Raw genomic sequence first — 11339 nt, 5'->3', positions numbered from 1 at the left:
CGTACCTGATCAGGAGCACCGTCATGAACCCCCGACAGGAACTCGTCGCCTACCTGCACCGCCGGCTCGTCGGCCCCGCCTCAGGGAAGCACGAGTTGCTCGAAGCACCGCCGGACCGCGAGTACCTCATGGGCACGCTGTATCCGCAGGAGGCCGATCTGCAGAGGCAGTTGGACCTTGCCGCCGAGGAACTGGAAGGTGTGGGCACGGAGGGCGGTGCCGAGGACACGGCTCCGGCGGCGGACCCTGTGCCCGAGGCCAATTCCTGGCTGCCGTCCTCGCTCGGCCTCAGCTTCTACACGAATGCCACCACCATCGAGGTCCGTTGCGCCGGAGCGCGTTACACGACGCTCGCCGCCACCGGCGAGCGGGGCCGTCGCTGGGAACGCGTTCCCCTGCCCGCGGAGACCCATGCGCTCGGCCCCGGCTCGGACCACGTCCCCGTGCTCGACGGACGTGCCGAGATTCGTGTCCGCAGACGCGCCTTCGGCTCCGGGCAGCTCGTCACCGTGGCTCTGGTCAACACCGCTCACCACGAACAGGCACTGGGCAAGGCCGCGCAATGGGACCGGATGCTCTTTCAGGTCGAACTGGAGGCACGGCCCGCGGACGGTGATGTCCTGCCCTACCCGAGCGTGCGGCTGGCCAGCCGTGACCTGGAGGAGCAGGAACTGCGGCTCCAGTACCGGCACGTCCGCACCCATGCCGTCGGCCACGGGTGTGCGGTCGAGGAACAGTACGGTGTCCGTGAGGAGCGCGGCGGTCGGACAGTGGTCGCCTTGAAGGCCGCCGTCATGCCGGAGGCCGAGGTCAGCGGTGTCCGGGCCGCCGGTTTCACCGGATCCTCCGTGCTGAACGTGCTGCATCTCGCCGATCCCGCCGTACCGCGCGATCAACTCCACGAAGAACTGGCGGAATTCGTCGCCGACTACCGAGCCTGGTACGTCGGACAGCTGAACACCGAGATCCCCGCCTGGGGCCGCGAAGCCGCCGACCGTGTGCTGGCCCGCATCGACGCCGCCGTCACCCGGATCGAGTCAGGCGTCCGTACCCTCTGCGATCCCGCGCGGCCCGAACTGCTGCGTGCGTTCCGTACCGCGAACCGTGCGATGGCCCTCCAGATGCGGCACTCGGCCGGCGATCAGGCAGGTGAACGCCGCGCCCGGCGCGACACGGTGCTCCTGGAGCCGGAACCGAGCCCAGACGCCGTCTGGCGGCCCTTCCAGCTCGCGTTCTTCCTGCTCGCCCTGGACGGCGTGGCCGACCCCCGGCACCGCGACAGGACGACCACCGACCTCATCTGGTTTCCCACCGGCGGCGGCAAGACAGAGGCGTACCTGCTGCTCGCCGCCTTCGTCATGGTGCTGCGCCGTGGGGAGAGCGACGGCGGCGGAACCGCGGTGCTGAGCCGCTACACCCTGAGCCTTCTCACCACCCAGCAGTTCCAGCGAGCGGCCACCACCATCTGTGCCCTGGAGACGCTGCGGCGCGCCGACCCGGCACTCCACGGGGACGAACCCTTCTCCATCGGGCTGTGGGTGGGCGAGGCGACCTCCCCCAACTCGTACGAGAAGGCTCGCGCGGTCTTCGACGACGTGCGCGGCGCCGCCCGGCCCGACGACGTCTTCATCCTCGACCGCTGCCCCTGGTGCGGCACGCGTATCATGCCTGCCCACAAGTCGCCCGACATCGGGGACTACGGAGTACGCGCCGGCGCCGATTCCTTCACGTTCTTCTGCCCGCGCGAGGAGTGCGCCTTCCACGACGAACTGCCCGTCGCCGTCGTCGACGAGCAGTTGTACGACCGTCCGCCCACCTTCGTCCTCGGTACCGTGGACAAGTTCGCCCGGCTCGCGTGGGAACCACGCTCGGGACGGCTGTTCGGCGCGGGCAGCGGCAACCTGCCTCCGTCCCTCGTCATCCAGGACGAGCTGCACCTGCTCACCGGCCCGCTCGGTACCACCGTCGGCCTGTACGAGGCGGCCGTACTCGGGCTGTGCACCACCCACGACGGCATCGGACCCAAGGTGGTGGCATCCACGGCGACGATCCGCCGCTCGGGCGAACAGATCCGTGCCCTGTACGGCAGCGACGCCCAGCTCTTCCCGCCTGCCGGACTCGACGCCCGCCACTCCTACTTCGCCGAACCCGACACGTCCCGTCCCGGCCGCCGCTACCTCGGCGTCATGGCCCAGGGGCATACCGCCGGCCGCGCGGCAGTCGCCACCGCTGCCGCAATGCTCCAAGGCGCCTACGAGCTGCCTGAAGAACATCGGGACGCCTACTGGACCCTGGTCGCCTACCACCACAGCCTCCGTGAGCTCGGCCGCACGGTCACAGCGGCGGGCGACGACATCCCCGCACAGCTCACAGGGCTGGACTCGGGCTCGGGGGTAAGGCAACTGCTGGACCATCAGGTACAGGAGCTGACCAGCAACCTGCCACGGGCCGAGCAACCCGTCCTTCTCGATCGCCTCGAAAAACCCTGGGGCGACCCGCAGTCGGTGTCGTTCCTGCCCTGCACCAACATGTTGTCCGTCGGTATCGACGTGAAGCGGCTCGCACTGATGCTCATGCAGGGACAGCCCAAGACGACGGCTGAATACATCCAGGCCACCAGCCGGGTCGGCCGGCACACCGTTCCCGGTCTCGTCGTCACCTTCTTCAACGCCACTCGTCCCAGGGACCGTTCACACTACGAGACCTTCGACGTGTACCACCGCTCGCTCTACCGGCACGTGGAACCGACCAGCGTCACCCCCTGGTCCATCCCGTCACGGCGGCGCGCCCTGCATGCCGCACTCGTCATCCTCGTACGGCACCGCCTCGGCCTCGCCGCCGAGAACCAGGCGGGCCACATTCTCGACCGGCTGCCCGAAGTGGAGTCCCTCGTCGAAGAGTTGGCGATGCGAGCCGCCGTCGGCGAACCGTACGCCGCCGACGCCGTACGCAAGGAACTCGCGGAACTCCTCGCCGACTGGGAGGACGCCGCACGCGAGGCCCGCAAGGACGGCCGCGAGCTGTACTACCGCAGCCAGGGCAAGGGCCAGTCCAACCTGATCAAGAGCTTCGAACAACGCTACGGCCTTTGGGAGACACCCAACTCCATGCGCAACGTCGACCGGGAATGCCAGGTGATGGTCAAGGGGGCCGACCTGTGAGCCGCACGCTCCGCGTACGCCAGTCGCAGACCGTTCTGCCCTTCGGAGTCGGGGCCGTCTTCGACATCCAGGGCGAGTCGTTCGTGGCCACCGGCATCGGCGACTGGCCGCACAAGGCCAGACAGCGCGTCGAATCGCCCCGGCTCGCCGACCGGCTCGGCGTCACCGGTTTCTACGCCGCCCCTCCGACGGCCAACGACCGCTTCGACACCCCCGACGCTCCCGGCGCCCCCTACATCCGCTTCCCGTCCTGGTTGTTCTGCGGGGCATGCCGCCGTATGAAGCGCTGGCGCATCGCCGACGAGAAGCCGGGACAGCCGCCCCGCTGCCCGTCCTGTTCACCCGGCCGGACACTGTCCCCCATGCGGTTCGTGCAGATCTGCGTGGCCGGCCATCTCAGTGACGTCGACTGGTGGTTCTGGGCCCACTCGCGGCGAGAAGCCGGCGAGCGCCGGCAGTGCGGCGAACGCGAGAGACTCCATTTCCTCGTGTCCGAGCGCGCCTCCGGCCTCGAAGCGCTCTCCATCGTCTGCAAGGCCCAGGGGTGCGGGGCTTCGCGCGACCTGCTCGACATCCTCGGCACACACGGTATGCGCTGCTCCGGGCGCAACCCCTGGCAGCGGGCCAACGAAGCCATGGAGTGCGTGAAGCCCGTACAGATCGTGCAACGTACGGCGGGCAATCTGTACTACCCGGTCGTGCACTCGGCGCTCGACATCCCGGAGTCCGACGTGCCCGCGTCGCAGGGAGACGAAGAACTCGCCGGACGCGTACGCGAGCACGACCTGTGGGTGTCGCTCTGCCGGGTAGCGGGGACCCCGCGCGCCGATGTGTTCCGCGAGATGATCCAGGAGGACACCGGCGCGGACGATCAGCTCCTCGACGCCTTGATCGCCGAGGAGACGGGGCAGCCCCCGGCCGCTGCACCAGCGGATGCGGATGCGGCGCCGGCCCGCCCCGACCTCAGCCGTGAGGAATGGACCGCGTTCACCGCGCCGGTACCCGTCGCCACACGGAACTTCGCGTTGCGCGAGACAACCCTCGGGCTCGGCCAGGAGGCAGCCGAACCCTGGGCAGGCCTGCACCGCCGCATCGGACGGATCGTCCTCGCCGACCGGCTGCGCGAGGTGCGCGCCCTGTCCGGGTTCAGCCGGGTCTCTCCGGACGCGAGCCTTGTTCCAGCTGACACGGCTCGGCGGCTCAAATGGCTTCCGGCTGTGGAAGTCTTCGGCGAAGGAATCCTCCTCACCCTCGACAAAGCCGAACTCACCGCATGGGAGAGCGAGGCGGAGGTGCGCCGTCGCGTTGCCGGAATCCGCGCGGACTTCGACCGTTCCTTCCAGAAGGACAGACTCCAAGCCCTGACCGGGGAAAGCCTCTCCCCGCGTTTCGTCCTCCTGCACACCCTCGCTCACCTGCTGATCCGCCAGCTCTCCTTCGAATCCGGCTACACGACGGCCAGCCTGCGCGAACGTGTCTACGGACGGCCCGAACAGGACCAGTACGGCATCCTCATCTACACAGCGGCGGGGGACGCCGAAGGAACCCTGGGCGGGCTCGTGCAACAGGGTGAGCCGCCCCGCCTCGCCGAGACCCTGCTGCGGATGACCGAAGCCGCCGCCTGGTGCTCGGCCGACCCTCTTTGCGCAGAGCACGCCGGCCAGGGCTTCGGCAACCTCAATCGCGCGGCCTGCCATGCCTGCGCCCTACTGCCCGAGACGAGCTGCGAGACCGGTAACACCCTCCTCGACCGGGCTCTCGTCATCGGTGGTGGTCAGGTACCCGGGTATCTGGAGTCGATCGTCACTGCCGCCCGGAGCGCCGCGGCAGATGCCCTGGAGGAACAGTGACCCTCACCTACCGCGACCTCGTACCGGAACAGCGCTCCTGCCTCGATGATCTCCCCTTCGACGGCAATCACCTGGTCAGCGGCCCGCCCGGCAGCGGCAAGAGCCTCCTGGCGGCCCAGCGGGCCATCATGCTCGCCCTCACCGGAACCCCCGTGGTCCTGCTGACCCGGTCCAATCTGCTTCGCCAGTCCCTGGCCGCGACCGTACACGCGCTCGGTCCGGCGGACCGCAGCGTGCGCGTCGCGACCGCACATGCGTGGCTCACCGAGTGGTACGGCGGACAACCTCCACGCGGCACCGACGGGTGGTTCGACTGGCCCGCGCTCTACGAGCGTGCCGCGCATACCGGCCCTGCTCCCGAACTCACCCTCGTCATCGACGAAGGCCAGGACCTGCCGCCGGAGTTCTATCGCCTCTGTCGGCTGCTCGGAGGGCGTACGACCGTCTTCGCGGACGAGTGCCAGCGGCTGACCGACACCAACTCCACTCTCGACGAGATCGCTGAGAGGCTGGGCCGGTGCACACGGCTCGAACTCGACGGCAACCACCGCAACACACGGCAGATCGCTTCCTTCGCAGCCCACTTCCATACGGGGGCCGGCCTGCCGGACCTGCCGGAGAATGAAGGCCCGCCCCCGCGCTTGCACCATCTCCCGCGTCATGGGGCGGCGGACCTGCTGATCCTGATGGCACAAAGACACCCAGAGCAGAGCATCGGCGTGATCGTGAACTCCACCCACACCCAATTCTCACTGCTCGGTAGTCTGGAGCGCAGAGCACCGCGGCTGAAGCCCCAGCTGTACACCTCCCAGGCCCGTGCGGGACACAGCCGATACCGCACGCTGGATCTCGGCCGCCCAGGGATCGTGCTCGTCCACCGGGCAAGCGCCAAAGGACTGGGCTTCGACACCGTCGTCATCCCCGACACGCATACGGACGCAGCCGTCGACCCCACTTCGGCTGCCCTGCGCATGACGTACTACGTTCTGGCAACCCGAGCGCGGCGTGAACTGCATCTGGCTTATGAGGGAGACACGGAGCCACCCCTGTGCGCGCAGATCGGATCCCGGGATCTGCTGCGCGGTTAGCCGGCTGCCACGGCCTGAGCACGGTGGCCCGCCGCCCCCGGCAAGGGGCGGCGGGCCACCGTGTGCGGAACCCGGAGAGCTCAGGAGAGCTGGGTGGGAACCGGGCGGTTCTTGCTGAGCGAGGCGACACCGCCCGGAGTGAGCGCCTCGGTGAAGAGCTGTACGTCGGCGACCTTGCCGTCGGCGTACTCCCCGTAGCTGCTCTTGGAGATCCGGCGTCCGAAGAGGCCCACCAGGTGGAACCAGGTGTTGGTCCTGGGGCTCTGTGCCCCCGTGGTGGGTCCGTAGGCGCTGGTGAAGTCGCCTCCCGTGTCGTCCGCGTGGGCGCGGCCGAAGGCGAAGACGTGCGCGCCGCTGGAGTAGTACAGCTGGAGGCCGTTGGCGCTGGTGCCGGACTGCGAGACGAAGGTGGAGTGCGCGGTCAGACTGCTCAGGTTGGCCCAGGCCGAGACGGTGTAGCTGCGGCTGGTGTCGAGCACGGGAGCGGAGGCGGCGGTCGGATGGTCCTGCTCGCCGATGCCGACCGGAATCACCGGCTGGGCGGCGGGCAGCACATTGTTGTCGGTGGCGGCCCCCTTCTGGTCGGCGAGGCAGCGGCCGGACTGCGGATTCTTGAGCGTGCCGGGGTACGGGCCGGGGACCCATTCCTGGGAGCCGGTGCTGTTGCACTGGTAGAAGCTGTACCAGCGTGCTGTTGTCGGTGTCGCCCTTGGTGACGTCCAGGCACTTGCCCAACGCGTGCACGGTGTGGTCGGTGCCGTTTTGCAGGTATACCTCTGGGCCGGGGTGCCATTGGTGCGGCCGCCGGCGATGTCCAGCCACCGGTACCGACCGGTCGATTCGGTCTCCAGCCGCTCAGGGTGCCCTACCAGGACTTCACCGACGGCCGTCCCAAGGGCCGTTGCCCCCGGCAGGTCTGGCGTCGGCTGCGGGACGGGCGTCCCGCGCCCACCGCGTCCGGGACTCCGACCGCGTGGTCCCGCGTCACCCAGTTCCTCGGATGACGCGATCGGGCCTCCGGGCCCGGCGACGGTTGCCTGGCCCGCGGTAATCCGCCCCCGCCCGGTTCGCCCCGGCCGCACCCTCGTCGTACCGACCACGCGCCGACGGCGCCTCGTACGACGGGAGTCGAGTGCCCCATGCCCTCACCCACCCCCACATCCACCCCCACTCCGGAGACGCTCTCCACCGAACTCGCCGTCCTGCGGCCCCGCATGGACGCCGTCAGCCTTGCCATCCACGCCCGCCCCGAGCTGAAGTTCGCCGAGTTCCACGCCCAGCAGGTGCTGACCCGCTGGCTCGAGGAGTCCGGGTTCACGGTCACGACGGGCGCGGGCGGGCTCGACACCGCGTTCGTCGCGGTGCACCCCGGGACCGCGCCCGGGCCCCGTGCCGCCGTCCTCGCGGAGTACGACGCGCTGCCCGGCGTCGGGCACGGCTGCGGCCACAACCTCATCGCGGCCGGAGCGGCGGCGGCCGCCATCGCCGTCGTACGCGCCCTGCCCGCACACCCGGGAACCGTCATGGTCATCGGCACGCCGGGAGAGGAGATGGGCGGCGCGGGCAAGGCCGTACTGGCCGAGGCGGGCGTCTTCGACGGGGTGGACGCGGCGGTGATGTTCCACCCCGGGGACCGCTGGCTGACCGGCCGGCCCGGTCTCGCGGCGGCGCACCTGCGGATCGCGTTCACCGGGGTCAGCACGCACGCCTCGGTGTCGCCGTGGCAGGGGCGCAGCGCCCTGGCCGCCGCCCAGCTCTTCCTCAACGCCCTCGACTCGATGCGGCAGTTCGTGCCGCCGACCGCACGGCTGCACGGGATCGTCTCCGACGGCGGCCAGGCGCCGAACGTGGTCCCCGCGCGGGCCGCCGTGGACCTGTACGTACGGGACCGCACGGCCGGCTCGGCCCTGGCGCTGGTGGACCGGGTGCGGGCCGCCGCCGAGGGCGTCGCGCTCGCCACCGGGACACGCGCCGAGGTCCACGAGACCGGCCCGATGTACGCCGAGCGCCGCAACAACACCGTGCTCGCCGAGCGGTTCGGGGACGCGGTGCGCGCACTGGGCGCGGACGTCGGGCCGTACGACCCCGACAGTCCGGCCGGCTCCTCGGACATCGGCAACCTCTCGCAGCTGATGCCGGTCATCCACCCGTACGTCCAGATCGCCGACGCCGGTACGCCCGCCCACTCCGACGCGATGCGCGAGGCCGCGGCCACGCCGTTCGCCCACGACCGCACCCAGGTCGCGGCGGCCGGGCTGGCCGAGGTGGTCGCCGCGCTGCTCACGGAACCGGAGGTACTCGCGGCGGCACGGGCCGAGTTCGCCGCGGGGGCCGGGGTGTCGGTGTGAGCCCCTACACTCCCGCTCATGTCGGTCGTGATCGTCCTGGAAGGGGCCGCCCCGGACCGGTTCACGGTCGCCGTGTCCCCCCACGCGGAGCTGGCCGCGAGCCTGCACGTGCTGACGGAGTACGGCCACCACGCCGAACACGCCGCCTGGGCGCAGGAGGTGGCCGCGTCCGCGCCGGCCGGCTTCCGGGCCGGGCTGCGGCGTTTCGCACCGCTGTGGACGGCACTGCGCTGGCGGGGCTTCTACCCGGGACTGGGCGAACCCCTGACCGGCCTGTCCCCGGACCGGTTCGCCGAACTCACCGCGTACACCTGCGCCAGTGGCTACCGCGCCTTCGACTTCTCCCGGGTGCTGCACGACCCGGCACAGGCACAGGTGCTGCGCCAGACCGCGTCCGTGCTGCCGAAGCCGCACTCGGCCCTGGCCGAGGACCTGCTGCGCGACCCGGAGCGGCTGCGCGACGACCTCCTCGCCTTCCTCGACCTGTGCCGCGGCGTCTTCTTCGACCGGCTGTGGGCCGAGACCGTGCCCGTCCTGTCGCGGGCCGCGCACCGGGTACGGCAGCGGCTCGCGGACGAGGGGCCCGCCGCGGCCCTGCTCTCGCTCAGCCCGTCGAGCACCCGCCTGGACGACCCCGCCCGGGTCGTCCTCGACAAGGTGCACCACGCGGTGATCAGCCCGGTCCGCTCGCCGGTCCTCCTGCTCCCCACCCGGTACGGCGCCCCGCACCTGCTGGTGAAGGACGAGCCGGGGCTGCCGCCGGTCGTGCACTTCCCGGTGCACGCCCCGGAGACCGGGGTCACGCTGGCCCGCAGCCGCATGCTGGCGCTCACCGACCCGCGCCGGGTGCGCCTGTGCCGGCTCATCGCCCGCCAGTCGATGACCACCGCCGACCTGGCCGAACGGCTCTCGATGACCCGCCCGCAGGTCTCCCGCCATCTGCGTGCCCTGCGCGACCTGGGCCTGGTCCGGGTGGAACGCAACGGCCGCTACGTGCACTACGGCCTCGACCTCACCGCGGTCGAGCGCATAGGGCGGGACGTGGCCACGGCACTCCAGTACTGACGCTCACCCCGGCGCGCACCCGCACACCGACGCACCCCCCGACGGGAGGAACGGCCCGATGAGGAACCGCTACCCGATCGTCCGCCACCGCGAACTGCGCCCCCGCTGCCGGTGGGACGCCTGGCGCGAGCGGCGCAGCCCCCTGGCCGCGGGGACCGGCCAGGTCCTCGTGCACGAGACCGACGGGGTGTACGGCACCGGGCCGTCCGTCCCCGGTCCGGCCGCGGCGGTGACCGTGGTCGACGTCCAGCACGGTGCGCGGGTGTACGTCCGCCGGCTGCTGACCACACCGGGAGGGCATCTGGAGTACCCCGTCACGGTCCTCTTCCGCTGCACCGTCGTCGACCCGATCGCCGTGGTACGGGCCCGCCGTACCGGTGGCCCGTGGGACGTACGGCGTGCACTGGCCGAGGACCCCAGGTACGGGAACCTGACCCGGGTGCTCCCGGAGGACGACGAGAACGGCGTGCGCGAGGCCCTGACCGCCCTCCTCGCGCCACGGCCCGCCCACCGGGACATCCCCGGAGTGCGGGTGGAGTTCGAGAGGGCGGACGTGGAACCGGCCCGTCAGGTCGTCAACTACGAGGCATGAGCGCGGTACGGGGCGTTCGGGCCGTTCGGGGCGGCGGCTTCGCGGGCGGGCCGAAGCCGCCGGGCTGGAACAATCCCCTCGTGACCACCGACGGGATCCACATCCGGGCGGGACGGCCCGAGGAGGCCGCCGCGCTGAGCGCGCTGGTGCTGCGTTCCAAGGCCCACTGGGGATACGACGACGCGTACTTGGCGGCCTGTGCGGACGAACTCCGGCTGGCGCCGGGGGACATGGCCGACCGCAGGGTGAAGGTGGCCGCGGCGGGCGACCGGGTCCTCGGGGTGGCCGCCCTGGACGGGGGGCCGCCCCGCGCGGAGCTCGGCATGCTCTTCGTCGATCCGCCGTCGATCGGCCGGGGAGTGGGCCGGTCGCTCTACCGGCACATGCTCGCGGAGGCCGGACGGATCGGCTGCGACGGGGTGACCATCACCGCCGACGCGCACGCCGAGCCCTTCTACCTCGCCATGGGCGCGCGGCGCACCGGCACCTCGCCGTCCCCGGGAGGGCTGGTCGGGATGGAGGCGTGGCCGGCCGGGACCACTCCGTCCTGGGTGCGGGCGTGGACGGGAGGCGGACGGTCCGTCCACCTCGGCAACGTGGCGGAGTTCCACGCCCAGTTCCCCGGCGGGGCGCCCGCGAACGGTGTCCCGCACTACGCCTGCCTCTCCGTCTTCGCGGGCCCGCATCCCGCCCTGGTGGTCCTTCCGCTGCCCGTCGAAGCGGCCTGGACGCGTGGTCTGGCCCGGCAGCTGGAGTGGGACGAGGTGGAGGTGCACTGCGTCGACGCCCCCGGCGGCGCCCTGACCCGGGCCCTCCTGGACCGGCCGGCGCTGACGCGGCGCATCCGGGACTCCGGTCTGCCGGTGCTGGCCTGGGGACGTACCGAGGCGTCCGAACGGCTCGTGGCCGGGCCGCCCCTCCGGCTGGACCACGAGTCGAAGGCCGTCTCCCACCGGCTCTTCCGGCGGCTCGCCGCCGCTCACCCCGGCATCCGGGTGCCCGCCCAGGAGCCGGTCGGCTCACGGCGCGAGCTGGCACGGGCACTGGCGGACCGGGCGGCGGCCGGGCTGACGAGCGTGGTCAAGGGCGAGTACGGCGTCGGTGGTTCGGCCACCGTCGTCCTCACGCCCGAGGACGTGCGGTCGGGGGGGGGGGCGCCGGGGCGCCCCCCCCCCCCCGAGCGCGCGCCGGGGCCGGGGGGGGGGGTGGAGGGCCCGCGCCCCCCCATCACCAAC

General features: G+C 71.6%; 8 protein-coding genes. 7 read left to right on the top strand and 1 reads right to left on the bottom strand.

What is annotated here, in order from left to right; all coding sequences use genetic code 11:
* The first annotated feature begins 23 nt into the window (after positions 1-23).
* Genes ACFW6B_RS31755 through ACFW6B_RS31745 form a run of 3 tightly spaced genes read left to right on the top strand, consistent with a single transcriptional unit; the run spans position 24 to position 6099 of the window.
* The gene (locus tag ACFW6B_RS31755) at positions 24-3161 is read left to right on the top strand and encodes a helicase-related protein (protein WP_386601450.1); all 3138 of its coding nucleotides are present in this window, start codon (positions 24-26) and stop codon (positions 3159-3161) included.
* Positions 3158-5011, top strand: coding sequence for a DrmB family protein (drmB, locus tag ACFW6B_RS31750; protein WP_386601449.1), 1854 nt, complete (start codon positions 3158-3160; stop codon positions 5009-5011). Before ACFW6B_RS31755 ends, drmB begins: the two co-directional genes overlap by 4 nt.
* Positions 5008-6099, top strand: coding sequence for a DNA helicase (locus ACFW6B_RS31745; protein WP_386601447.1), 1092 nt, complete (start codon positions 5008-5010; stop codon positions 6097-6099). Before drmB ends, ACFW6B_RS31745 begins: the two co-directional genes overlap by 4 nt.
* 80 nt (positions 6100-6179) lie before the next feature.
* Here the strand turns inward: ACFW6B_RS31745 and ACFW6B_RS31740 are convergent, their stop codons facing one another.
* Positions 6180-6653, bottom strand: coding sequence for a LamG-like jellyroll fold domain-containing protein (locus tag ACFW6B_RS31740; RefSeq protein WP_386601445.1), 474 nt, complete (start codon positions 6651-6653; stop codon positions 6180-6182).
* Between the two features lie 585 nt (positions 6654-7238).
* On the opposite strand from ACFW6B_RS31740, the gene ACFW6B_RS31735 reads away from it, so the two are divergent.
* From ACFW6B_RS31735 to ACFW6B_RS31720, 4 genes are all read left to right on the top strand, one after another.
* The gene (locus ACFW6B_RS31735) at positions 7239-8447 is read left to right on the top strand and encodes a M20 family metallopeptidase (protein WP_386601443.1); all 1209 of its coding nucleotides are present in this window, start codon (positions 7239-7241) and stop codon (positions 8445-8447) included.
* Positions 8448-8465: 18 nt separating this feature from the next.
* Positions 8466-9512 (top strand): DUF5937 family protein, encoded by a 1047-nt coding sequence (locus ACFW6B_RS31730; protein WP_386601441.1) that lies wholly within the window; start codon positions 8466-8468, stop codon positions 9510-9512.
* 58 nt (positions 9513-9570) lie between these two features.
* The gene (locus ACFW6B_RS31725) at positions 9571-10104 is read left to right on the top strand and encodes a hypothetical protein (RefSeq protein WP_386601440.1); all 534 of its coding nucleotides are present in this window, start codon (positions 9571-9573) and stop codon (positions 10102-10104) included.
* 80 nt (positions 10105-10184) lie between these two features.
* On the top strand, positions 10185-11339 hold a 1155-nt coding region (locus ACFW6B_RS31720), incomplete at its 3' end, for a GNAT family N-acetyltransferase (protein WP_386601438.1).

It is taken from the genome of Streptomyces sp. NPDC058751 (assembly GCF_042746485.1).
Lineage (GTDB): Bacteria > Actinomycetota > Actinomycetes > Streptomycetales > Streptomycetaceae > Streptomyces.
Note: the sequence above shows the minus strand (reverse complement) of the source record. Positions and strands in the feature narration are given on the sequence as shown.